Annotated in this window: 21 protein-coding genes and 1 pseudogene; 13 read left to right on the top strand and 9 right to left on the bottom strand. The window is 60.1% G+C overall.

Going from position 1 to position 24,626, the window contains the following annotated elements; all coding sequences use genetic code 11:
• Positions 1 to 578: 578 nt before the first annotated feature.
• The 4 genes from ACP7E4_RS07325 to ACP7E4_RS07310 form a co-directional block, all read right to left on the bottom strand.
• Positions 579 to 989 (bottom strand): putative zinc-binding protein, encoded by a 411-nt coding sequence (locus tag ACP7E4_RS07325; RefSeq protein WP_426112570.1) that lies wholly within the window; start codon positions 987 to 989, stop codon positions 579 to 581.
• 74 nt (positions 990 to 1,063) lie between these two features.
• On the bottom strand, positions 1,064 to 1,741 hold the full coding sequence (locus ACP7E4_RS07320) for a Crp/Fnr family transcriptional regulator (RefSeq protein ID WP_426112572.1): 678 nt from the start codon (positions 1,739 to 1,741) through the stop codon (positions 1,064 to 1,066).
• An 86-nt stretch (positions 1,742 to 1,827) separates the two neighbouring features.
• Complete coding sequence (gene narL / locus ACP7E4_RS07315) at positions 1,828 to 2,475, bottom strand: two-component system response regulator NarL (protein WP_426112574.1); 648 nt, start codon at positions 2,473 to 2,475, stop codon at positions 1,828 to 1,830.
• Complete coding sequence (locus ACP7E4_RS07310) at positions 2,472 to 4,274, bottom strand: HAMP domain-containing protein (RefSeq protein ID WP_426112576.1); 1,803 nt, start codon at positions 4,272 to 4,274, stop codon at positions 2,472 to 2,474. Before ACP7E4_RS07310 ends, narL begins: the two co-directional genes overlap by 4 nt.
• A 304-nt stretch (positions 4,275 to 4,578) precedes the next feature.
• On the opposite strand from ACP7E4_RS07310, the gene ACP7E4_RS07305 reads away from it, so the two are divergent.
• From ACP7E4_RS07305 to ACP7E4_RS07245, 13 genes and pseudogenes are all read left to right on the top strand, one after another.
• On the top strand, positions 4,579 to 5,883 hold the full coding sequence (locus ACP7E4_RS07305; protein ID WP_426112578.1) for an MFS transporter: 1,305 nt from the start codon (positions 4,579 to 4,581) through the stop codon (positions 5,881 to 5,883).
• The gene (locus ACP7E4_RS07300) at positions 5,861 to 7,258 is read left to right on the top strand and encodes a NarK family nitrate/nitrite MFS transporter (RefSeq protein ID WP_426112580.1); all 1,398 of its coding nucleotides are present in this window, start codon (positions 5,861 to 5,863) and stop codon (positions 7,256 to 7,258) included. Before ACP7E4_RS07305 ends, ACP7E4_RS07300 begins: the two co-directional genes overlap by 23 nt.
• Positions 7,259 to 7,328: 70 nt before the next feature.
• Positions 7,329 to 11,102, top strand: a complete 3,774-nt coding sequence (locus ACP7E4_RS07295) for a nitrate reductase subunit alpha (protein WP_426112582.1) — start codon at positions 7,329 to 7,331, stop codon at positions 11,100 to 11,102.
• Position 11,103: 1 nt separating this feature from the next.
• Positions 11,104 to 12,642, top strand: a complete 1,539-nt coding sequence (gene narH / locus ACP7E4_RS07290) for a nitrate reductase subunit beta (RefSeq protein ID WP_426112584.1) — start codon at positions 11,104 to 11,106, stop codon at positions 12,640 to 12,642.
• Positions 12,643 to 12,644: 2 nt separating this feature from the next.
• Positions 12,645 to 13,400, top strand: a complete 756-nt coding sequence (gene narJ / locus ACP7E4_RS07285; protein WP_426112586.1) for a nitrate reductase molybdenum cofactor assembly chaperone — start codon at positions 12,645 to 12,647, stop codon at positions 13,398 to 13,400.
• Positions 13,393 to 14,073: a respiratory nitrate reductase subunit gamma gene (gene narI, locus ACP7E4_RS07280; RefSeq protein ID WP_331148784.1), complete on the top strand. Its 681-nt coding sequence runs from the start codon at positions 13,393 to 13,395 to the stop codon at positions 14,071 to 14,073. The genes narJ and narI overlap by 8 nt, the downstream gene beginning before the upstream one ends.
• Positions 14,074 to 14,083: 10 nt before the next feature.
• Positions 14,084 to 15,040: a peptidylprolyl isomerase gene (locus tag ACP7E4_RS07275; protein WP_426112588.1), complete on the top strand. Its 957-nt coding sequence runs from the start codon at positions 14,084 to 14,086 to the stop codon at positions 15,038 to 15,040.
• 25 nt (positions 15,041 to 15,065) lie between these two features.
• Positions 15,066 to 16,058: a GTP 3',8-cyclase MoaA gene (gene moaA, locus ACP7E4_RS07270; protein ID WP_426112590.1), complete on the top strand. Its 993-nt coding sequence runs from the start codon at positions 15,066 to 15,068 to the stop codon at positions 16,056 to 16,058.
• Between the two features lie 320 nt (positions 16,059 to 16,378).
• Complete coding sequence (locus ACP7E4_RS07265; RefSeq protein WP_426112592.1) at positions 16,379 to 18,394, top strand: ribonucleoside triphosphate reductase; 2,016 nt, start codon at positions 16,379 to 16,381, stop codon at positions 18,392 to 18,394.
• Between the two features lie 32 nt (positions 18,395 to 18,426).
• Entirely contained in the window at positions 18,427 to 18,594 is a 168-nt protein-coding gene (gene nrdD, locus ACP7E4_RS07260) for an anaerobic ribonucleoside-triphosphate reductase (RefSeq protein WP_102614419.1), read from the top strand.
• Positions 18,591 to 19,286 carry an anaerobic ribonucleoside-triphosphate reductase activating protein gene (locus ACP7E4_RS07255; RefSeq protein WP_426112594.1) on the top strand — a complete coding sequence of 232 codons (696 nt, stop codon included), beginning with the start codon at positions 18,591 to 18,593 and terminating at the stop codon, positions 19,284 to 19,286. Before nrdD ends, ACP7E4_RS07255 begins: the two co-directional genes overlap by 4 nt.
• A 38-nt stretch (positions 19,287 to 19,324) precedes the next feature.
• Positions 19,325 to 19,900: pseudogene (locus ACP7E4_RS07250) on the top strand (MCP four helix bundle domain-containing protein); the annotation flags it as partial.
• 36 nt (positions 19,901 to 19,936) lie between these two features.
• Entirely contained in the window at positions 19,937 to 20,998 is a 1,062-nt protein-coding gene (locus ACP7E4_RS07245) for a methyl-accepting chemotaxis protein (RefSeq protein ID WP_426224882.1), read from the top strand.
• A gap of 50 nt (positions 20,999 to 21,048) precedes the next feature.
• On the opposite strand, the gene ACP7E4_RS07240 is transcribed toward ACP7E4_RS07245, so the two are convergent.
• The 5 genes from ACP7E4_RS07240 to ACP7E4_RS07220 all read right to left on the bottom strand — a co-directional run bounded on the left by ACP7E4_RS07240 (position 21,049) and on the right by ACP7E4_RS07220 (position 24,597).
• Complete coding sequence (locus ACP7E4_RS07240; RefSeq protein WP_426112596.1) at positions 21,049 to 22,428, bottom strand: 4Fe-4S binding protein; 1,380 nt, start codon at positions 22,426 to 22,428, stop codon at positions 21,049 to 21,051.
• Positions 22,416 to 23,270: an FTR1 family iron permease gene (locus ACP7E4_RS07235; RefSeq protein ID WP_426112598.1), complete on the bottom strand. Its 855-nt coding sequence runs from the start codon at positions 23,268 to 23,270 to the stop codon at positions 22,416 to 22,418. Before ACP7E4_RS07235 ends, ACP7E4_RS07240 begins: the two co-directional genes overlap by 13 nt.
• Before the next feature lie 22 nt (positions 23,271 to 23,292).
• Positions 23,293 to 23,625 (bottom strand): cupredoxin domain-containing protein, encoded by a 333-nt coding sequence (locus ACP7E4_RS07230; RefSeq protein ID WP_426112600.1) that lies wholly within the window; start codon positions 23,623 to 23,625, stop codon positions 23,293 to 23,295.
• Entirely contained in the window at positions 23,626 to 24,150 is a 525-nt protein-coding gene (locus tag ACP7E4_RS07225; protein WP_426112602.1) for an iron transporter, read from the bottom strand. It lies immediately after the preceding gene.
• Between the two features lie 87 nt (positions 24,151 to 24,237).
• Positions 24,238 to 24,597 carry a hypothetical protein gene (locus tag ACP7E4_RS07220; RefSeq protein WP_426112604.1) on the bottom strand — a complete coding sequence of 120 codons (360 nt, stop codon included), beginning with the start codon at positions 24,595 to 24,597 and terminating at the stop codon, positions 24,238 to 24,240.
• Between the last annotated feature and the right edge of the window lie 29 nt (positions 24,598 to 24,626).

The following is a 24,626-nucleotide window of genomic DNA, read 5'->3' as shown; positions in this document are numbered from 1 at the left end:
GTTTTATCCAGGTAGCACGCGTTATCGTTGAGCTCCTTCGCGAGCAAGCTCGCTCCCACAAGGGGAATGGGTACATATCCGTTGCTGCGGTCACGGCGACTTTTGGTTCCGCCCTTACGGCGGGGCAGGTCAAGATCAAGATCAAAAGCCAGAGCGATGTCGAACTTGTGGGAGCGAGCTTGCTCGCGAAAAATGTATGGGCGCTACGTTTATCCAGGTAGCACGCGTTATCGTTGAGCTCCTTCGCGAGCAAGCTCGCTCCCACAAGGGGAATGGGTACATATCCGTTGCTGCGGTCACGGCGACTTTTGGTTCCGCCCTTACGGCGGGGCAGGTCAAGATCAAGATCAAGATCAAAAACCAGAGCGATGTCGAACTTGTGGGAGCGAGCTTGCTCGCGAAAAATGTATGGGCATCGCGTTGCTCCAGGCAGCACGCGTTATTGTTGACGTCTTTTCGAGAGCCAGCGCTCACGCCGTAAGGGCGCAACCCTAAGCAGCCGTTACTGCGACAACGGATATGTACGCATTTCCCACAGGTTCACGCCGCTCTCGCTACGCTATTGATCGTAACCCCAATCAACAACCCCCCAAACCACCCACCAACTCCGGCCCATGCTGCTGCCGGGCATCACTGGCAATCAACTGCTTGATCCCCTCGAACAACTCATCCTCTTGCGCCTGCGTACAGTCTTCGCCATAGCGTTTGCGCAACCCGGAATGACTGAGAATCAAGTGAACATCCGCATGCAGGCCATGCTGGTTCAGGCAGTTCTCGACGCATTGCAGCGGGCAGCCGTCGAGCGCGAAGATCCGTCGTCCCGAGCGTGCCTTATTGACCAGCGCCGCCACATGGCCGCCAACACCGGCGATGCAGGACATTTCCGCGAGGCCGCTGCGGTCCAGTCGCACGGCCAGGCTGTTGGCCAGTTGAGCAACGTTAGAGCAGCCGGAGCAGGAGTAAACCAGAGGCAAGGTTGAAGGGGGCATTGACGCTCTCCATGGTTGGGCTCTACCAGTGTGCAAGGCCGGTGGCATTGCGCATTGATTGCCGTCAATTCCGGTTACTGGAACGCCGCCAGCTCCTGCTCTTCGGCAAGAATGCTGATATTGCGGCGCTCCATCGCAATCAGGCCGCACTCCACCAGGCGATGCAAAATCCGCGAAAAGGTTTCCGGTTGAATGCCCAGCTTCGACGCCACCAGGCGTTTGGACACCTGCAAGACAATCTGGCCGGTGACCGGGTGGCGCTCCTGGAGCAGGTAATTGATGACGCGACGGCTCGCACTGGTCATGGTCAGCGTGTCGATATCCCGCAGGCGCAAGTGCAGGTGAACGCTCATGCTCGCCAGGATCGCCAGGCAGACTTTCGGCTGATCCTCCAGGGCGTTGCGATAATGGTGACCATCGATGCTGACCAGTACGCTGTCCTTCAACGCCGTGGCGCTTACCGGATAAAGCCGGGCCTGGCTGAACAGCAAGGCTTCGGCAAAAGTCTGGCCGGGCTGAATGATCTCCACCAGGTTTTCCTGACCTTCGCCAGTGAGGCGATACAGCTTGATCTGACCGCTGACCAGCAGGAAGAAACGCTTGGCCGGATCGCCCTGGCGCATGAGTGTGCTGTGACAATCCAGGCGCTTGAGCATCGCCAGGCTGCGGACTTCCTCGAAGACTTTCTCCGGCAATTGGCTGAACAAGTGGTGACGGCGCAACGTTGCAACGATGGACGGGTGGGTCAGCATGGGATACCTCCGCTGACAGTCATAGTAGAGGCCGCGGGCTGGATGACCTATGCCTCTGCAGACCTACCTCCAAGGAGGGATATCCGTCAGCTGGCGCTGCGCAGATGCTCCATGGCCCACACCGCCGCCTCGACCCGCGAGCGCAGGCCGAGTTTGTGCAGCAGGTTCTTGACGTGAACCTTGACCGTGCCTTCGGTGATGCCGAGTTTGTGCCCGATGACCTTGTTGCTGAAACCGCTGGCGATGGTTTTCAACACTTGCCGCTCACGCTCGGTCAGTTCCACCACCGCCTGGCGTGGTGGTGAGCGTAGCGCCTGGGCCATGACCCGGGTCAGGCCCGGGCTGATCACCAGTGCGCCGTTCAGGGCATCGCGGATGTACGGGATCAACAGTTCCGGTTCCATGTCCTTGAGCAGATAGCCGTCGGCATCCAGGCGCAGGGCGTCGCGAATATCGTCTTCGGCGTCCGACACTGTGAACAGCAGTACCTTGCCGGTGTAGGACATGGCCCGTAACCGGCGCAGGGTTTCAATGCCATTCATTTGCGGCATGTTGTTGTCGAGCAGGACCAGATCCGGTTGCAGCGGCTCGATCAGGCTGAGTGCCTCTTCGCCGTTGCCGGCTTCGCCGACGATCTTGAAATCATCTTCGAGTTCGAGCATCTGGCGAATGCCGTGACGCATCATCGGATGATCGTCTACCAGCAGGATGGTGTGTTGCCGGGATGGGGTCATGTGACACTACCTTCTGTGTGCTGTCCGAGAAACTCCGGGTGGAATTCCAGCTGGACGCAGGTGCCTTGCGGCGCCCTGGAAAATATCTGCAGCTGGCCGCGCAAGCTGCGAGCCCGTTCATCCATGATGTTCAGGCCGTGATGTTCGCGTTGGTCAACGTTGCCGCTGAAGCCTCGTCCGTCGTCCTCGATGGAGAGCCTGACGGTTTCGCCGACCTGGCGCAGTTGCAGCCAGGCGTTTTGTGCATGGGCGTGGCGCAGGCAGTTCGAAAGCGCCTCGCGGGTAATCTGCAAAATATGGATCTGTTCGCTGGCCGAGAGCTGAAAGGCCAGCGCGTCGACGTGCAGGTGTACCTGAAACTCGCCGCGCCGGGAGAACTCCTCGGAGGTGTCCTTGAGCTCTTGCACCAGCCCGGCGTCGTTGATCTGCAAGCGAAAAGTGGTCAGCAGTTCGCGTAACTGGCGGTAGGCGTTGTTCAGGCCCTCGCGCAATTCGGCGGTGACGGTTGCCAGGGTTTCGACCGGTTCGCCACGGCGGATCAAGGTCTGCATGCGGCTGACTTGCAGCTTCATGTAGGACAGCGCCTGGGCCAGTGAATCGTGCAGCTCGCGGGCAATGATCGTGCGTTCGTCGAGCAACAGCAGGCGATGATCCTGTTCCCGTTGGCGTTTGAGCGAGAGTGAGGTGCCGATGAGATTGGCCAGGGCCTGGATCAGTTGGGTTTCCCAGGCTTGGGTAGGATGCCCATCGACAAAGTGCGCCTTGAGTTCGCCCAGTTCGCTGCCCTGGTTGCTGATGCTGAAGGTCTGCGGCTTCGCCTCGTGGTGTTTCTGGCAGGTGGCGCAATCGGTGCTGGCGCAGACTTCGCGGATGTTCGCGCCGTGCAGGGCGAGCAATTGCTTGGCGGGTGCCTGGGACTGGCCTTGCAGGCACAGCGACAGGCGCAAGCCGGGCAGGCGTTGCTGGAAGCGCCGGATCAGGTCATCCAGCCCTTCGGCATTGGCCAGGCGAGTGGCCAGGTTGCGGCTGCTTTGATACAGCAGCTCCAGGGCGGCATTGGCCTGTTGCAGGTTCACGGTCTTTTGCTGGACCTGGCTCTCCAGGGTGCGATGGGATTCTTCGATGGTCTCGGCCATGGCATTGAAGCTCGTGGCCAATTGGCCCAGTTCATCCTGGGACTGATGGTTGACCCGTACCTGAAAGTCCCCGCGCCGAAAGCGCTGGTTGGCATCCACCAGTTCTTTGAGGGGCGTGACCACGCCGTACTGCAACTCGTATAGCCCGAGCAGCAGGACAATCATGGTGGTGAACAAGGCCAGGCCCTGAATGCCCTGTTGCCAGCTTTGCTTTTCTTCGCTCTGGCGCTGCAACAGGCTGACGAACTGGTTCAGTTGTTCAACGAACGGCGGGGCGATGGCCTGAAAAGAGCTGGCATTGCCACGTTCAAGTGCCGGGCGCAGATCCTCGTTCCAGCGTTGCTGGATTTGCCCATAGCTGACTTGCAGATCGGTGTTCGGCCCATCTTCCAGCACTGCCTTGAGGGACTGGCTATCGAGGCGAGTCTGCAGGCTGTCGGTGATTGCGGTGATTTCTGCGCGGGTTGCACCAGCGGCCAGTTTCCAGCTCAGGTGGTAAGTCTCCATGCGCACCGAGCCTGCGGTGTTGATCGCGGCGGCATCGCCCTGGCTGAACCAGGCGATCAGTCCGGCGCTCAACGAACTGGCGAGGGCGAGCACGGCGATCAAAATGACCGCCAGCCCGGCGCGAGCGGGCAGGGAGCTGCGCAACCAGCGAATCATCAGCGCCGATCCGGGAAGAAATCAGGAAAACAGAGCATGTGCAGCACCAGAGTGGGGTTTTGCCGCCGATCCCGGGCGCGCTACCTCTAAAGAGTTGTCGACTGATCCTTGTCTGCAAAAACCTTGGAAGAACCCCCTGAAGCGCCGATAAACCAGCGTTTTCAGGGTTCTTCTGATCTACCTCCTTAGAGGTAGACCGCGCAAGCATAGGCCTAAGCCCGCTTTGGCTTCGTTGACATGGATCAAGTTTTTGCGGGGTTGCTCTCTCTAGTCTGCCGCCATGGCTAACTGACTGGAGAGCATTGTGAACCAACCGCGTGTAAGACAAGGCTTGGTGTTGGGCATGAGCACACTGGCCTTCACTGTGTGTTTCATGGTCTGGATGATGTTTGCCGTGCTCGGGGTTCCGATCAAGGAACTGCTCCAGCTCAACGAAACCCAATTTGGCCTGCTGGCCGCGACCCCGGTGCTGACCGGCTCCCTGGTGCGTCTGCCGCTGGGTCTGCTGACTGACCGCTTTGGCGGGCGCATCGTGTTCTTCCTGCTGATGCTGTCCTGCGTCGCGCCGCTGTACCTGATCAGCTACGCCACCGCCTACTGGCAATTCCTGGTGCTGGGCTTGTTCGTCGGTCTGGCCGGTGGTTCGTTTTCGGTGGGGATCGCCTACGTCGCCAAATGGTTCGACAAGGAGAATCAGGGCTTCGCCATGGGCATCTTCGGCGCGGGTAACGCGGGCGCTGCGGTGACCAAGTTTCTCGCCCCGGCGCTGATTGCTGCCGGTAGCTGGCAGCTGGTGCCGAAAGTCTTCAGCGCGATCCTCTTTATTACCGCGCTGCTGTTCTGGTTTCTCAGCGCCGAAAACAAAGACCATCGCAGTGCCTCCGGCGCCAGCTTGCGCGAGCAGTTGAGTTCGCTGAAAGATCCAGCGGTGTGGCGCTACTGCCAGTACTACTCGATCGTCTTCGGCGGTTACGTCGCCCTCGCGCTGTGGATGACCAAGTACTACGTGCAGGAATACGGTTTCAGCCTGCAAAGCGCGGCGCTGCTGGCGGCGTGTTTCTCCCTGCCTGGCGGCGTGCTGCGCGCTGTCGGCGGCTGGATGTCGGACCGCTGGGGCGCGCAAAGCGTGACCTGGTGGGTGTTGTGGGTCAGCTGGATCTGCCTGTTCCTGCTCTCGTATCCCCAGACTCAATTGCAAGTGCAGACCATCAACGGCCCGCTGGATTTCCACATCGGCCTCACTCCGGCGTTGTTCACCGTGCTGCTGTTCGTCATGGGCATCGCCTTCGCGTTCGGCAAGGCCTCGGTCTTCAAATACATCGCCAACGACTACCCGAAAAACATGGGCGCCGTGTCCGGCATCGTTGGCCTCGCGGGCGGTCTGGGCGGCTTCGTGCTGCCGATCCTGTTCGGCGCCCTGGTGGACCTCACCGGCGTGCGCTCTTCCTGCTTCATGTTGATGTACGGCGTGGTCTGGGTCTCCCTCACCTGGATGTACTTCAGCGAAATACGCAAGCGTCCGCTGCTGGGCAAACAGCCGCCAGCGACCTCGTCCCCGTTTTCCAGCATTGCCCAAGGAGAAGAACATGTCCGTTCTGCAAACGCCTGAAAAAGGCCCGGTCATTCATGACTGGCGCCCCGAGGACCCAGCGTTCTGGGGAAGTAGCGGCAAACAGACTGCAACCCGCAACCTGTGGATTTCCATTCCTGCGCTGTTGTTGGCCTTTGCCGTGTGGATGGTCTGGAGCACGGTGATCGTGCGCTTGAACGCCATTGGCTTCAGCTTCACCACCGACCAATTGTTCTGGCTCGCGGCGTTGCCGGGATTGTCTGGCGCGACCTTGCGCGTCTTCTATTCGTTCATGGTGCCGATCTTCGGTGGCCGGCGCTGGACTGCCGTGAGCACTGCGTCACTGCTGTTGCCGTCGATCTGGATGGGCTTCGCGGTGCAGGACCCGAGCACCTCGTACAGCGTGTTCGTCCTGATTGCCTTGCTCTGCGGTTTCGGCGGCGGCAATTTCGCTTCGAGCATGTCCAACATCAGCTTCTTCTATCCCAAGTCCCAACAGGGCACCGCGCTTGGCCTCAACGCCGGGCTGGGCAACCTGGGCGTCTCGGTGATGCAGTTCTGTGTGCCGCTGGTGATCACCTTCGGCGTGTTCGGCTTCATGGGTGGCAATGCGCAAGTGCTGCCGGACGGCAGCCAGTTGTGGCTGCAGAACGCCGGGTTCATCTGGGTGCCATTCATTGTGCTGGTGACCGTGCTTGCCTGGTTCGGCATGAATGACCTGTCCAGTGCCCGCGCTTCGTTCAGCGAGCAGGCGGTGATCTTCAAGCGCAAGCACAACTGGCTGATGTGCTGGTTGTACCTGGCGACCTTCGGCTCGTTCATTGGCTTTTCCGCAGCGTTTCCATTGCTGATCAAAACCTCGTTCCCGGATGTCATCGCCTTGAAGTTCGCCTTCCTCGGCCCGTTGGTTGGCGCGCTGGTGCGGCCATTGGGCGGCTGGCTGGCGGACAAGCTGGGCGGTGCGAAAGTGACCTTGTGGAACTTCGTCGCGATGATCGTGATGGTCTTCGGCGTCATGCACTTTCTGCCGCAGAACGGCTCGGGCGGCAACTTCTACGGCTTCCTCGGCATGTTCATGCTGCTGTTCATCACCACCGGCATCGGCAACGGCTCCACCTTCCGCATGATCCCGGTGATCTTCCGCACCCAGCATGAAAAAGCCGCTGCCGGGAAATCCCCCGCCGTGCGCGAACAAGCGCTCAAGGATGCCGGTAAAGAGTCGGCGGCGGTCCTGGGCTTCAGTTCGGCCATGGGCGCCTTCGGTGCGTTCTTCATTCCCAAATCCTTTGGCACCTCCATGGCCCAGACCGGCGGCCCGGAGATGGCCTTCTACATGTTTGTCGGCTTCTACCTGAGCTGCATCGTCGTGACCTGGTGGTGGTACGCCCGCAAAGGCGCGGCGACACCCTGCTGAGACGACCCGAAATCCAACCATTGCGTGGGCGGGGCACAGAACCCCGCAGCAAGCCTGAGAGGACTACACCGTGAGTCATTTACTGGATCAACTGCGGTTTTTCAATCGCAAGCAAAACGAATTTTCCGACGGTCACGGAGAGACCCGCAAAGAGTCTCGTGACTGGGAGAACGTCTACCGCTCCCGCTGGCAGTACGACAAGATCGTGCGCTCCACCCACGGGGTGAACTGCACCGGATCCTGTTCGTGGAAAATCTACGTCAAGAACGGTCTGATTACCTGGGAAACCCAGCAGACTGACTACCCGCGCACCCGCAACGATCTGCCCAATCATGAGCCTCGTGGCTGCCCGCGTGGCGCCAGTTACAGCTGGTACATCTACAGCGCCAACCGGCTCAAGTACCCGAAAATCCGCAAGCCGCTGCTCAAACTGTGGCGTGACGCGCGCCAGACCATGGCGCCGGTTGAAGCCTGGGCGAGCATCGTCGAGGACAAGGTCAAGGCCGACTCCTATAAAAGCAAGCGCGGCATGGGTGGTTTCATTCGCTCCAACTGGGATGAAGTCAACGAGATCATTGCTGCAGCCAACGTCTACACCATCAAGCAATACGGCCCTGACCGGATCGTCGGTTTCTCGCCGATCCCAGCCATGTCGATGGTCAGCTACGCGGCGGGTTCGCGTTACCTGTCGCTGATCGGCGGCGCGTGCCTGAGCTTCTATGACTGGTACTGCGACTTGCCACCGGCCTCGCCAATGGTCTGGGGCGAGCAGACCGACGTGCCGGAATCGGCCGACTGGTACAACTCCAACTACATCATTGCCTGGGGTTCCAACGTTCCGCAGACCCGCACCCCGGATGCGCACTTCTTTACCGAAGTCCGCTACAAGGGCACCAAGACTGTGGCGATCACCCCGGACTACTCGGAAGTCGCCAAGCTTACCGACCTGTGGCTGAACCCTAAGCAAGGCACCGATGCGGCGCTGGCCCAGGCGTTCAATCATGTGATCTTCAAAGAATTCCACCTGGACAAACCGAGCGCCTATTTCACTGATTACGCCAAGCGCTTCACCGATTTGCCAGTGCTGGTGTTGCTCAAGCAGATGGTCGACAAGGCACCGGGCGCCGGGTATCAGCCGGACCGCTTCCTGCGCGCCAGTGACCTGACCGACAACCTCGGCCAGGAAAACAACCCGGAATGGAAAACCATCGCCCTGGATGTCAGCGGTGAGCTGGTTTCTCCTCAAGGCTCCATCGGCTATCGCTGGGGCGAGAAGGGCAAGTGGAACATTCTGCCTCGTGAAGGCGGCGAAGGCCGTGAGATCGATCTGAAGCTGAGCCTGATCGGCGATGACGTTGCCGAAGTGGCGTTCCCGTATTTCGCCGGTGAGTCCCACGAGCACTTCCAGCACGTGGCTGGCGACGCTGTGCAATACCGCCGCGTGCCGGTGCATCACGTAGTGCTGGCGGACGGCAGCGTGGCCAAGGTCGCCACGGTGTTTGACTTGTCTGCGGCCAACCTGGCGATTGATCGCGGCCTGGGCGGCGACAACGTTGCCAAGGACTACAACGACGCCTCGGTGCCTGGCACCCCGGCGTGGCAGGAACAGATCACTGGCGTGAGCCGTGAGAAAGCCATCCAGATTGCCCGTGAGTTCGCCGATAACGCCGACAAGACCAAGGGCCGCTCGATGATCATCGTCGGCGCGGCGATGAACCACTGGTACCACATGGACATGAACTACCGCGGGCTGATCAACATGCTCATGCTCTGCGGGTGTGTCGGCCAGACCGGTGGTGGTTGGGCGCACTACGTCGGTCAGGAAAAACTCCGTCCGCAATGTGGCTGGTTGCCTCTGGCGTTCGGCCTGGACTGGAACCGTCCGCCGCGCCAGATGAACGGCACCAGCTTCTTCTACGCCCACAGCTCGCAATGGCGCCACGAGAAGATGAGCATGCACGACGTGCTCTCGCCGCTGGCCGATAAATCCCAGTTCCCTGAGCATGCGCTGGACTACAACATCCGCGCCGAACGCGCCGGTTGGTTGCCCAGCGCGCCGCAACTCAACACCAACCCGCTGCACATTTGCCGCGACGCTGCGGCCGCCGGCATGGACCCCAAGGACTACGTGGTCAAGTCCCTGCAGGATGGCTCGCTGCGCTTCTCCTGTGAGCAGCCGGACAGCCCGGTGAACTTCCCGCGCAACATGTTCATCTGGCGTTCCAACCTGCTGGGCTCCTCGGGCAAAGGCCACGAGTACATGCTCAAGTACCTGCTCGGCACCAAGAACGGCGTGATGAACGAAGACATCGGCCAGGTCGGCGATTGCAAGCCCGAAGAAGCGGAATGGGTGGACGAGGGTGCCATCGGCAAGCTCGATCTGGTCACCACGCTGGACTTCCGCATGTCCTCGACCTGCGTCTATTCCGACATCGTGTTGCCGACCGCGACCTGGTACGAAAAAGACGACATGAACACCTCGGACATGCACCCGTTCATTCACCCGTTGTCGGCTGCCATCGACCCGGCGTGGGAATCGCGTTCGGACTGGGAAATCTACAAAGGCATCGCCAAGGCGTTTTCCAGCATGTCCGAAGGGCATCTGGGTGTTGAAAAGGACCTGGTGACCATTCCGCTGATGCACGACAGCGTCGGCGAACTGGCCCAACCCTTTGGCGGCACCGACTGGAAAAGTGCCGGTGTAGCACCGGAGCCGGGCAAGAACGCGCCGAACCTGCATGTGGTCGAGCGTGATTATCCAAACATCTACAAGCAGTTCAACTCGCTGGGCCCGATGCTGGAAAAACATGGCAACGGCGGCAAGGGCATCAACTGGAACACCGAAGATGAAGTGAAATTCCTCGGTGAGCTCAATCACCACGAAGGCGATGCCGGGATCAGCCACGGTCGGCCGAAAATCGACACGGCCATCGACGCGGCGGAAGTGATTCTGTCCCTGGCTCCGGAAACCAACGGTCAGGTCGCGGTGAAAGCCTGGGCTGCGCTGTCGGAATTCACCGGCATCGACCACAGCCACCTGGCGCTGTCCAAGGCCCACGAGGCGATTCGTTTCCGCGACATTCAGGCTCAGCCGCGCAAGATTATCTCCAGTCCGACCTGGTCGGGCCTCGAAGACGATCACGTCAGCTACAACGCCGGCTACACCAACGTTCATGAAGGGATCCCATGGCGCACCATCACCGGTCGCCAGCAGTTCTACCAGGATCACCCGTGGATGCAGGCGTTTGGCGAGCAACTGATGAGTTATCGCCCGCCCGTCAACACCCGCACCATCGAAGGGGTGAAAGGCAAACGCAGCAATGGCGAGATCGAAATCGTCCTGAACTGGATCACTCCGCACCAGAAGTGGGGCATCCACAGCACCTATAGCGACAACTTGCTGATGCTGACCCTCAGCCGTGGCGGGCCAATTGTCTGGCTCTCGGAGAACGACGCGAAACGCGCCGGTATCGAGGACAACGACTGGATCGAGTGCTTCAACATCAACGGTGCGCTGACCGCCCGGGCGGTGGTCAGTCAGCGAGTCAAGGACGGCATGGTGATGATGTATCACGCTCAGGAACGGATCGTGAACGTGCCGGGCTCGGAAACCACCAAGACCCGTGGTGGCCACCACAACTCGGTTACCCGGGTCGTGCTCAAGCCGACGCACATGATCGGCGGCTACGCCCAGCAAGCCTACGGTTTCAACTATTACGGCACGGTCGGTTGCAACCGCGATGAATTCGTCGTGGTGCGCAAGATGGCCAAAGTCGACTGGCTCGATGGTTCAAGTGGCGATGACTTGCCACGTCCCCTGCCGACCGATATCGAGGAGAACTGAGATGAAAATTCGCTCACAGATCGGCATGGTTCTGAACCTGGACAAATGCATCGGTTGCCACACCTGTTCAATCACCTGCAAGAACGTCTGGACCAGTCGTGAAGGCATGGAATACGCCTGGTTCAACAACGTTGAATCGAAACCCGGGATCGGCTACCCGAAAGAATGGGAAAACCAGGACAAGTGGAAGGGCGGCTGGATCCGCAACGCCAATGGCACGATCAACCCGCGCATCGGCGGCAAATTCCGGGTGCTGGCGAACATTTTCGCCAACCCTGACCTGCCGGGCCTCGACGATTACTACGAGCCGTTCGACTTCGATTACCAGCACCTGCACACCGCGCCGCTGGGCGAGCACCAGCCAACGGCTCGTCCGCGTTCGCTGATCTCCGGCAAGCGCATGGAAAAAATCGAGTGGGGCCCGAACTGGGAAGAAATCCTCGGGACCGAATTCGCCAAGCGTCGCAAGGACAAGAACTTCGACAAGATCCAGGCGGACATTTACGGCGAGTACGAAAACACGTTCATGATGTATCTGCCGCGCCTGTGCGAGCACTGCCTCAACCCCACCTGTGCGGCGTCGTGCCCGAGCGGCGCGATCTACAAGCGCGAAGAAGACGGCATCGTCCTGATTGACCAGGAAAAATGCCGTGGCTGGCGCATGTGCATCAGCGGCTGCCCGTACAAGAAGATCTATTTCAACTGGAAAAGCGGCAAGTCCGAGAAATGCATCTTCTGCTATCCGCGTATCGAAGCCGGGATGCCGACCGTTTGTGCCGAAACCTGTGTCGGCCGGATCCGCTACCTCGGTGTGCTGCTGTATGACGCCGACCGCATCAGCGAAGTGGCGAGCACCGCCAATGAGCAGGATCTGTACGAGAAACAACTGGAGATCTTCCTCGATCCGAACGACCCGGCGGTCATCCGTCAGGCTTTGGCCGATGGCGTGCCGCAGTCGGTGATCGACTCTGCACAACGTTCGCCGGTCTACAAAATGGCCGTGGACTGGAAGCTCGCACTGCCGTTGCACCCGGAATACCGCACGTTGCCGATGGTCTGGTACGTGCCGCCGCTGTCGCCGATTCAAAACGCGGCCACCGCTGGCACTGTGGGCATGAACGGGGTGATTCCAGATGTCGACAGCCTGCGTATCCCCCTCAAATACCTGGCCAACCTGCTGACGGCGGGTGATGAAAAACCGGTGAAGCGTGCACTGAAACGCTTGCTGGCGATGCGCGCCTACAAACGTTCCCAGCAAGTGGACGGCGTGCAGGACCTGCAAGTGCTGGAGGATGTCGGCCTGAGCGTGGGACAGGTCGAGGAAATGTACCGCTACCTGGCGATTGCCAACTATGAAGATCGCTTTGTGGTACCGAGCGCGCACCGGGAAGACGCCATGAGCGACGCCTTCGCCGAGCGCTCCGGGTGCGGCTTCAGTTTTGGCAGCGGTTGCAGCGGCAGCTCCGACACCAACATGTTCGGCGCCAAGAAGGCCAACCGTCGCGACATCCTGAAAACCGTCCAGTTGTGGGAGGAATGAGCATGCAGATTCTCAAAGTGATTTCGCTGTTGCTCGACTATCCGACCGAGACGTTGATCGGCGGTCGCGATGAACTGGAACAGGCGATTATCCAGTCCCGGGAAATCAGCCCCAAGCAGCGCGCTGCGTTGTTCGAATTACTGGAGCTGATTTGCGCCAATGACCTGATGGACGGCCAGGAGCATTACGGTGCGCTGTTTGGCCGGGGCCGTTCGCTGTCACTGCTGCTGTTCGAACACGTGCACGGCGAATCCCGCGACCGTGGCCAGGCCATGGTCGACATGATGGCGCAATACGAAGCGGCCGGTTTTGCCATCGGCGTCAAAGAACTTCCCGACTATATCCCGCTGTACCTGGAGTTCCTCTCGACCCGCGAAGATATCGAGGCCCGCGAGGGCCTGGCGGATGTCTCGCACTTGCTGGCCTTGCTCGCGGCGCGTCTGGAAGAGCGGGAAAGCGCTTACGCCAGTTGCTTCCGGGCACTGCTGCAAATTGCTGGCGCCGAGCCCCATCAAGCGGTGGCCGACCTGCGCGCGCAAGTGGCGGCGGAGCCTCGCGACGACTCCCTCGAAGCCCTCGACAAGATCTGGGAAGAGGAGGCCGTGGACTTTCTCCAGGCCGAACAGCAGGACCGTTGCAGTTCGCTGCCAAGCGCTCCGGGCAAGGCTCGCGAAGAAAGTGCGGTGCCGCTGCACTGGGTGGATTTTCAGCATGATGGGCTGGCCGCCGCGCCAGCCAGGGAGGTGGGCAATGTCTAAATGGGATCTGTTGTTGTTCGGGGTTTACCCCTATGTGGCCCTGGCGGTTTGCCTGATTGGCAGCTGGGCGCGCTTTGACCTGTCGCAGTACACCTGGCGGGCGGGTTCCAGCCAGATGCTCAATCAGAGTGGCATGCGCGTGGCGAGCAACCTGTTTCACGTGGGCGTGTTGTTCGTGCTGGCCGGACACTTCGTCGGCCTGCTGACCCCAGCGTCGGTTTATCACCATCTGATCAGCACTGAGAACAAGCAGTTGCTGGCGATGGTGTCCGGCGGCTTCTTCGGCCTGTTGTGCCTGATCGGTCTGTTGATGCTGGTCAAGCGGCGCCTGAGCGATCCTCGGGTCCGCGCCACTTCCAGCCCTTCGGACATCCTGATTCTGCTGGTGCTGCTGGCGCAACTGCTGCTCGGCCTGCTGACCATCGTCGCCTCCACGGCGCATATGGATGGTTCGGTCATGGTGATGCTCGCCGACTGGGCGCAGAACACTGTGCTCTTGCGGCCGATGGAAGCGGCGGCGTCCATTGCGCCGGTCGGGCTGACCTACAAGCTGCATGTATTTCTCGGCTTGACCTTGTTCGTGCTGTTCCCCTTCACCCGTCTCGTACACATGATCAGTGCACCGATCTGGTACCTGGGACGTCGTTATCAAATCGTTCGGCAGAAGATCTGAGGAGACAATCATGTCAGGTGGATGTGGATGTGGCGGCGGTAATGGGGGCAGCGGTGGCTGCGGTTCTTCCAAACAGGCGCAACCCGAGGTTGTCGACATCGCAGCCGGGGCGGTGCAGTTTGAAGCTCTGCCGCTTGAGCAGGCGGTCGACGACGCTCCGGCGCAGTTAATCGCCAGCAGCGAGCAGGAGTGGCCGATCATCAGCGTCAACGAGGTGCCGATCACCCCGGAGGCGATGGCGCAGGAGCTGCAATATCACCCGGCGGAAAGCCGCGAGGAAGCGGTTTATCTGGCCGCCAGGGCCTTGGTAATTCGTGAGCTGTTGCAGCAACGTATTGCCGAGCTCGGCGTGTCGCTGGAGATCGGCGCGGGTGAGAACGAAGAAGAGGCAGCCACGCGCTTGTTGCTGGAGCGCGAGGTGCATGTACCCCAGTGTGACGAGGAAACCAGTCTTCGCTACTACGAAAACAATCGCGGGCGCTTTCACAGCGCGCCGTTGCTGGCGGTGCGGCACATCCTGCTTGAATGCGCGCCGGACGATGCCGAGGCCCGTGCCCTGGCCCATGATCAAGCCGAAGTGCTGCTGCAGCGACTGGAAGAGTTTCCCGGCAGTTTCGCCGAGCTGGCCGTGAGTTATTCGGCTTGCCCGTCGAAGGCTCAAGGCGGGTCGTTGGGGCAGATCAGCAAAGGCCAGACCGTGCCCGAACTGGAGCGTCAATTGTTCACCCTGGCGCCGGGGCTGGCGAGTAAACCACTGGAAAGCCGTTATGGCTGGCATGTGATCAGTATTGACCAGCGGATCGAAGGCATGCCATTGCCTTACGAAGTGGTATCGACGGCGATCCGCACGCAGTTGCAGCAAGGCGTCTGGCAAAAAGCCCTGGTGCAATACCTGCAAACCCTGATTGGCGCGGCGGATATTCGTGGCATCCACTTGCAGGGTGCCGACTCACCGCTGGTGCAATGAGCATCGAGGCAAACCGGGAGATGTGATGAACGCTGTAATGCAGGATGGTTTTGGACGCCATATCGATTATCTGCGGATGTCGGTGACGGACCGTTGTGATTTTCGCTGTGTGTATTGCATGGCGAAAAACATGACCTTCCTGCCGCGTCAGCAGGTGCTGACGCTGGAGGAGTTGCAGCGCCTCGCAACGTTGTTCGTCGGCCTGGGTGTACGCAAAATCCGCCTCACTGGCGGCGAACCGCTGATCCGTCCCGGTATTGTCGACCTGTGTCGCAACATCGCGGCGTTGCCCGGTCTGCGTGAACTGGTGATGACCAGCAACGGCTCGCAACTGGGCCGTCTGGCGCGACCGCTGGTGGACGCGGGGGTCAAGCGCATGAACATCAGCCTCGATAGCCTGGACGGGCAGAAGTTTCGCGCGATCACCCGCAACGGCGATCTCGATCAAGTGCTCAACGGCATTGAAGCGGCGCGCGACGCGGGTTTCGAACGAATCAAACTCAACTGCGTGGTGATGAAAGGGCGCAACTTCGATGAAGTTCCGGGATTGGTGCAATACGCCATCGATCAACACATCGACATCAGTTTCATCGAAGAAATGCCCTTGGGCGACGTTGGCCGTTCTCGGGGCGAATCGTACTGTTCCAGCGATGAAGTGCGGGCGCTGATCGCCAGTCGTCATCGCTTGCTCGACAGCACCGAGAACAGCGGCGGCCCGGCGCGCTATGTGCGCCTGGAGCGCCATCCCGATACCCGGATCGGTTTCATATCGCCCAACAGCCACAATTTTTGTGGCAGCTGCAATCGGGTACGGATGACCGTTGAAGGCAAGCTGTTGCTTTGTCTGGGTCAGGACGATGCCCTGGATTTACGTGGCCTGCTGCGGCGTTATCCGCTGGATGATCAACCGCTGATCGATGCGGTACACAAAGCCCTGCGTGGCAAGCCGTTGCGCCACGATTTCAGCCCCGAAGGGGAAGTACAAATCGTGCGGTTCATGAACATGAGCGGAGGTTGAAGCGCTCGGTAAAGTTCACTGTAGGAGATTCTATGTTTGGGGTGCACTTCAGAAATGCGGTCATTCCGTGGGACCGGATTTATCCGGGAAGGCGTCGGTGCAGACACCCCATCTGCGGCGCCTGTGGGATGCCCTCAAACATAGAATCTCCCCCAGTGAATCTTCATTGGCTAGATGGATTTCCTTGCCGCCTTCGGGCGGTTTTTTTTGCCGAAAAATCTTGATATCGATCAATGGCAGAAGCACAGTTTTTCCGTAGTCTTCACTGCATATTGTGTTTTTGGTCTTGTAAACATCTATATGTTGTGTCTGGAGGACGAATGCAGAGCACGCTGATCTCAATAGGATCTAACCGTTTGCACAAGCGCGATGGCAATCTGGTCGCCTTCGATGCGGACAAAATCCGTCAGGCGTTGATCGCCGCTGGCAAGGCGACCGGGGAATTTGCCGAGGCTGAAGCCGAAGGCTTGCTCCATGCCGTGTTAGCCCGCCTGGAAGGACTGCCCAAGCTGCATGTGGAACAAATTCAGGACCGGGTGGAAAGGGTCTTGATGGACGCCGGTTTTTTCCTCGCCATGCGTGCCTACATCGTCTATCGCGAACAGCACGGGCGTTTGCGTCGCGACCGCCGCACCCTGGTCGAAGTGGCGACCTCGATGAACGAATATCTGGATCGCGAAGACTGGCGGGTGCAGGCCAACGCCAATCAGGGCTATTCCCTGGGCGGACTGGTGTTGAATGTCTCGGGTAAGGTCACTGCCAATTACTGGCTGGACGAGGTGTACAGCGAGGCCATCGGTCAGGCGCACCGCGAGGCGGATCTGCATGTGCACGATCTGGACATGCTCGCCGGTTATTGCGCGGGCTGGTCGCTGCGTACTTTGCTGCATGAAGGGCTCAACGGTGTGCCGGGCCGCGTCGAAGCCGGGCCGCCCAAGCACCTGAGCAGTGCCCTGGGGCAGATGGTGAATTTCCTCGGCACCCTGCAGAACGAATGGGCCGGCGCCCAGGCTTTCAGTTCGTTCGACACCTATCTGGCGCCCTACGTGCGCAAGGACCAGCTGAGTTATCCAGAGGTGCGCCAGGCGATCCAGGAGTTTATCTACAACCTCAACGTGCCCTCGCGCTGGGGCACTCAGACGCCGTTCACCAACCTGACCTTCGACTGGGTTTGCCCGCAGGATTTGCGCGAGCAGATACCTGTCATTGGCGGTGAGGAGATGCCGTTTGCCTATGGCGACCTGCAAGTCGAAATGGATGTGCTCAACCGCGCTTACATCGAGGTGATGCAGGCCGGCGATGCGAAAGGGCGAGTGTTCACCTTTCCGATCCCGACCTACAACATCACCCATGACTTTCCCTGGGACAGTGAAAACGCTGATCGCCTGTTCGAGATGACGGCGCGTTACGGCTTGCCGTATTTCCAGAACTTCCTCAATTCGGATCTGCAACCCAATCAGGTGCGCTCGATGTGCTGCCGGTTGCAGCTGGATGTGCGCGAACTGCTCAAGCGCGGCGGCGGTTTGTTCGGCTCGGCGGAACAGACCGGATCGCTTGGCGTGGTGACCATCAACTGCGCGCGTCTGGGTTATGTGTTCAAGGGCGATACCAGCGGTTTGCTCAAACGTCTGGACACGCTGATGGAATTGGCGATGGAGAGCCTGGAGGTCAAGCGCAAAGTGATCCAGCACCATATGGACGCCGGCTTGTACCCGTATACCAAGCGGTATCTGGGCACCTTGCGCAATCATTTTTCCACCATTGGCCTCAATGGCCTGCATGAAATGCTGCGCAATTTCTCTGGCGACGAGGATGGAATGCACACCGAGCATGGCCGGCAGTTCGCTCTGAATCTGCTGGACCATGTGCGCGCCACATTGCTGCGCTTTCAGGAAGAAACCGGCCACATGTACAACCTGGAAGCGACGCCCGCCGAGGGCACGACCTACCGTTTCGCCAAGGAAGACCTCAAGCGCTACCCCGACATTCTTCAGGCCGGGAGCACAGCGGCGCCGTATTACACCAACTCCTCCCAACTCCCGGTGGGATACACCGATGACCCCTTCGAGGCTCTGGAACTCCAGGACGAACTGCAATGCAAATACACCGGCGGCACGGTCCTGCATCTGTATATGGCCGAGCGGATTTCCTCGACCCAAGCCTGCAAGCAACTGGTGCGCAAAGCCCTTGGGCGCTTCCGTTTGCCTTACCTGACCGTGACCCCGACATTCTCGATTTGCCCGGTGCACGGTTACCTCGATGGCGAACATGAGTTCTGCCCAAAATGCGACGAAGTCCTGCTCCTCAAAGAGCAGAAAACCGGCCTCGTTCACTGATTTCGATCCACTCAACCGCAAGGAGCTTCACCATGACTGCATCGCAAACTCTGCCCCAGGCTCAACGTCAACGCTGTGAAATCTGGACTCGTGTGATGGGCTATCACCGCCCGGTATCGGCGTTCAATCCAGGCAAACAGTCCGAGCACCGCGAGCGGGTGCACTTCACTGAAAGCGCGGCGCTGGCCGGGCGCCAATGAGTCGAACGCTTCGGGTTGGGGGCATGGTGCCCCTGACCACTATCGACTACCCGGGACAGCTCGCCTGTGTATTGTTTTGCCAGGGTTGCGCCTGGCGTTGTCGTTACTGCCATAACCCGCAGTTGATCCCGCCGCGCGGCGCGGACGAAGTGGAGTGGCGCCAGGTACTGGACTTTCTGCAGCGCCGTCAGGGTCTTCTGGATGCCGTGGTATTCAGCGGCGGTGAGCCAACCCTGCAAGACAGTTTGCCCGGCGCCATGGATGAAGTGCGGGCGATGGGTTTTCGCATTGGTCTGCACAGCGCCGGGATCAAGCCAGCGGCGTTTGCCAAGGCACTGACCGGTGCCGATTGGGTCGGCTTCGACGTCAAGGCGTTGCCCGAGGATTGCCAGGCCATCACCCGGGTTGAAGGGAGTGGCACGGCCAACTGGCGCAGCCTCAACCATCTGCTGGACAGTGGCGTCGATTACGAATGCCGCACCACCGTGCATTGGCATCTGTTCAAGCCCGAGCGTCTGTTGATCCTGGCGCAGCGTTTGAACAAGCTCGGCGTCAAACACTTTGCCGTGCAGCTGGTTCGCACCGAGCGGATGTTCGACCCTCTATTGCCGAACGTTTCGGCACAAGCCTTGCTACCCGATCTTTGGGTAGCCATGCGCGAGTTGTTTCCAGCCTTCGTGTTGCGGGGATAACCGAGGCTGACGATCACACTTCACCAGTGACACCCACCATGATTTTCAAATGCGCTGCCTATCGGGCAGGTATCAAACGGGGAGCATTTGATATGGCTAAATTATCGACGGCACAACGTATCGTCATAGGTTTTGCAATTGCGCCGCTGGCCCTGATGGGCATGGCGTTTTACGCGTTACACGATCTGGCAACGCTCAAGGAACAGGCGGTGGTCATCGTTAAACAGGACTGGCCGAAAATCGACCCGATCCTGGTCATTGCCACTGGCGTGCGCGATAACGCCAGGAATACCCGGGATTTGCTGATCGATAAAGACAACCAGCAAGTGCAGCAGTCCATCGACACCACCAAAAAACGCATTACTCAGGCGCTCGAAACCCTTGAGCCGTTGTTCTATCTGCCCGAAGGCAAAGTCGTTTATGCCGCACTGAAAAAGAACCGCGAGGCCTATGTCGCGGCGTTCACCCAGGTGCAGGTCTTGATCAGGCAAGGGGCGTTCGACGACGCCATGACCCAACTCAAACAAAAGGTCGTGCCGGCCGAACTCCAGGTCTACAAGAGCCTGGACGAGCTGATGGCGCTGCAAGGAAAAATATTCGCCGACCGTGAACAGTCGGCGCAGGAACTCTACAGCGATGCCCGGCGCAATATGCTTGGCTTGTTTCTGTTCTGCCTGGCGCTGGTTGTCGCTGCCGCTGTTGTCGTCACGCGCAGTGTGACCCGGCCGTTGGGCGGCGAGCCGGACGCTGCGGCGCGGGTCTTGAGTCAAATCGCCCAAGGCGACCTGACGACTCCGGTGTCGGTGAGTTCAAGCGCCGACGGCAGCGTGATGATGAACATGCACCAGATGCAGCAAAGCCTGAATGCGATGGTCAAGCACATCGCGACCTCGGTTGATCAGGTTGCCAGCTCCTCTGAAGAACTGAGTGCAGTCAGCAGCCAGACCAGCAGCAACCTGCAATTGCAGGGGCTGGAGATTGAGCAGGCGGCTGCGGCCGTGAACCAGATGACGGCAGCGGTGGATGAGGTGGCGCGCAATGCAGTCAGCACCTCCGAGGCTTCGCGGCAGTCCGAGCAAACCGCGCAACGCGGCCGCGAGCAGGTTCAGGAAACCGTGGTTTCCATGGGTGAGCTGTCCAGCGGCGTGGCCGATACGTCGCAGCGCATCGAGCAACTGGCTGGCCGGGTGCAGGACATCAGCAAGGTGCTGGAGGTGATTCGCAGCATTGCCGATCAAACCAATTTGCTGGCGCTCAACGCGGCGATTGAAGCCGCCCGGGCCGGTGATGCCGGACGCGGTTTTGCCGTGGTCGCCGATGAAGTGCGGGCGCTGGCCCATCGCACGCAGGAGTCCACCCAGGAAATCGAACAGATGATCGGCAACATTCGCCAGGATACCGGCCATGCCGTGACGGCCATGCAAAGCAGCAGGACGCTGGTGCGAGCTGCCCTTGAAGTGGCGCAACGCTCGGGCGACGCTCTGGATGAAATCACTCGGTCGATCTCGCAGATCAACGAGCGCAACATGATGATTGCCAGCGCCACGGAGGAACAGGCATTGGTCGCGCGTGAGGTGGATCGCAACTTGATGGGCATTCGTAACTTGTCTGAACAGGTGTTGCTGGGGGCTCGACATACGCAGACCGCCGGCCACGATCTGGCGCAGATGGCCGGGGCGCTGCACCAGACAGTGGCGCGCTTCAAAGTCTAGTTCAATCTAAGTGGGGCAGGGGTGGTGGTTGGCTCAGGGCGCCGGGATACTCAGGCCCAACCCCAGAATTGCAACCACCAGCCCAATCCGATCAGGCCGTTGGCGAATAACAGGCAAGCGCCGCCGGACAGGCGCCGCGCCAGGTCAATACCTTCGCGGTCCAGGCGTTTCCAGCCCAATAGCAGACTCCAGGCTATCGCGGCCATCAACAGGCAGGCCCGGGCGGGTTGTACCCATTCCAGCAGCAGCCCTTCATAGCGGAGCAATTTCACCGTTGTTGCCGACAGCCCAAGAAATAGCCCTGCACCACCCAGGGGCGTGAGCGTCAGCGCCAGGGGCCAATACAGTGCAGGATTCTTCGCCAGACGCGCCGTCACTTGCAGAAGGATCAGCAACGCGGTGCCGAGCAGCAGCGAACTCAGACTCAGATAAACCACAATGCTGAATCCGTCCAGCCAGCTGAAGCTGTCGTTGAGCTGCGGATAGTGGGTGAGCAACCACCACGGCGCGTCATCCTGCAAAGCCCAAAGTTGATCGTGCTCGACCAGCCATCGGGCGAGGGTTTGTTTGAGGGCGATGAACCAGGGGCTGACGGTCCACTGAAACGCACCCATGGCCAGGCCGATCACGCCAAACAACAGCAATCGGGCATCCCAGCGGGACAGTGTCTGCGCCGTTGCGTGAAGAATCTCCTGGTTGCTGGAACGGGCGATCAATTGCACTGCGCCACGTTGCCCGCTGCAGCGTCCGCAGGCATGGCAATCACTGGCGCCCTGCAGGCGACGGATATCCAGCAGCGGCGCGCAGTTGGGTGGCGGCAGGCGTGGCGCGGCATTTTCCATCCAGCGTTGCTCATCGACCTGAAAGTGCACGGGCGCCAAACGGGCGAGCAGGGCGAAGACCCCGCTGACCGGGCACAGGTAACGGCACCAGACCCGTTTGCCCCGGGCAAACAGCAGGCCGACGCCGACCGCCGCTACAGTCGATCCGCCGAGGATCAACAACGCTGCCTGCGCGTAGTCATAAACGCTGATCAGCTGGCCGTAAAGGGTGGTCAGGCAGAACGCCAGGGTTGGCCAACCACCCCAGCGCAGCCAGCGCGGCACGCCCAAACCTTTACCGTAATGGCTGGCCCATTCGCTCAAGGATCCTTCCGGGCATAAAACGCCGCACCAGAGCCGTCCGAACAGCACCATCGACAGCAGCACGAACGGCCACCAGATTCCCCAGAACAAAAACTGCGCGAGCACGGTCAGGTTGTCGAGCATCCGCGCCTGGCTGTCCGGCAGAGGCAGCAGTGCCGGGATCACCAACAGCAGCGCATAGAAAAGAACAACGACCCACTGAACGGCACGAATGAGGGCCGCGTGGCGGCGCATGCCGTCCCCCACACGCTGCAGCCATCGGTTGCGCCAGCTCAGGTTGGGCATGGCAGGTTTTCCGCAGTCCGTTGCCGTAGCCAGCCGCACACAACCAGCCAGTAACCGACCCACACCAGCAAAGTCATGCCACTGGGGGTTGCTCGATAACCGGCGAAGCCGGCAAGAAAACTACCCAATCCATGGCTGTCGCTCAACAGCGCGCTGCTGTCCCAAAGCGCCTCGCCAACGACGCTGTAAACCCACTCCGGCACATCGAGGGCCAGCAATTGGCCGTTAATACGTTCGCTGGCGCTGACCAGCAGCGCTGCGCCAAGCAGGAGCAGGATGACTTCGCTGATCGCAAAGAAGCGCTGCCATGAAATGAAGCGGCGACTGCCGTGCAACAGGCCAATGGTGAGCGCCGACAGCACCAGTCCGAATGCACCACCGACTGCGAACAAGGCGAGTTCGGGGCCTCGCAAGCGCGCGCCGGCACCGTAGAGGAATACCACGGTTTCGCTGCCTTCGCGGCTGACGGCGAGCATCGCCAGCAGTAACAGCCCCAAGCCGCCGCGCCGGGCCAGATGGCTATCGGCGTGGCGTCGCAAGTCATGCTTGAGCGTGCGGCCGTGGCGATGCATCCAGCCCACCATTTGCACCATCAGCAGACTGGCAACCAGCGCCAGTGCGGCCTGGAACCATTCACTGGCCGAGCCGCTCATGGCCTCACCGGCAAACAGAATCAGCACCGCGAGCAGGCCTGAGAGCAGCAACCCCAGCACTACCCCGCCCCACAGGAATTTGACCAGCCGATTGCCTTGGTCTTGCTGGCTGGCCCAGGCCTGGAGAATGCCGATCACCAGCAGCGCCTCGACGCTTTCGCGCCAGACGATGAACATTGATTGATTCATGGAAACTCCGTGCATGGACGGGTTATCTGGCGAGGATGCCGCCCTCGGGCAGTTGCGGATTGAACTCGTCGAAAAAGGGATAGTGGCCGGGCCTGAGCGGGTGAATGACGACGAAGGTGGTGACCCCCGGCGACAGGACTTTTTCAACCCGCAGCGGTGTGCTCTCGAATTCGGCCGGCCCCTGACCACTGTTTATCAGGACGATCTTGAAGCGCTGCCCGGCCGGAACCTCCAGCAAGGCAGGGGTAAAGTGGCCATCGCGCAGGATCAGTTCGTAGGTTGGTAGCTCGGCATGGACGGTCAACGGCGCCATGGCTCCGGCGAGCATCAGCCAGGCAAGAGGCAAGCGCTTCATTCAATAGCCGCCTTTTTTACCAATCCCGGCGTAGACGAATTCGTAGTGCAGTTCGCAGCGTTCAAACCAAGGGGCTACGCCGGTTTCCTTGTCGGTATGGCGTCCGAGGGAACCATGACCGCCGGGTGGCAGGACGGTGAAGGTCAGTTGATATTTACCCGGGCCCAGCAGCTTCACGTTGTCGCCGTAGTGCGGGCCGTCATTGGCGACCATGGCATGGAAGTCACCCTTGATTTCGTCCGGGTTGCCGGCTTTTTTCAGATTGAACGAGACATTGAGGTAAGGCACGAAACTGCCTTCCTGAAAGCCCTGCCGATTGTCAGCGGTGGCGCGAATGTCGGCCTCCAGATGGACATCGGAATCGGCTGTGGCGCGCATCATGCCAGCTGGCGCCATCTCGATCGGTTGCAGATACACCGCCCCGACTTCCAGCCCCTGGCACAGCTGCGGTTCCCCGATCGGGTATTCCTTTGCGTGAGCCAGCGGTGCAAGCAGGAGCAGGGCGAGTGAGAGGTGGGTACGCATAATGACTTCCTGAGCGCTGTCGAGTAGGAACCCGAGTCTAGGAAGCTTTGCTGCGAATAATAATGATTGTTATCAAGTTTCGTGTAATTAAACCGGCGGTTCTTCACGTTGGCGAAATCGCTGGGCGCGTTCGACACTGTGAGTCATCTGTGCGGCCGCGTGAACGGTCAAGGGATGCTGGGTAAAACCCGGCCTGGGAGAAATATACTCGGCCATTTCCCGGGCAACGGCGAGCTGACGTTCCGAACCTTCGGCCAGCAGCGCGATGACCAGGTTTTCCAGGGCAATGACCCGGACCCGCAAGTGCACCAGTTCGGCGTTGGTCAACGCAGGCGGGGCGGTGAACGCCTCGCTATCGATGGACGGCGGGGCGTTTTGATCGTCCCAGGTCGACAGGGGCGGATGGTCGGGTGTCTCGGCATTCGGGAAAGGATTTTTATTGAGCATGAGCGACGTCTCCAGGTCTGTTCAGCAGA

This window comes from Pseudomonas sp. DSP3-2-3 (assembly GCF_049898225.1).
GTDB lineage: Bacteria > Pseudomonadota > Gammaproteobacteria > Pseudomonadales > Pseudomonadaceae > Aquipseudomonas.
This window is presented reverse-complemented; position numbering and strand designations above follow the sequence as displayed.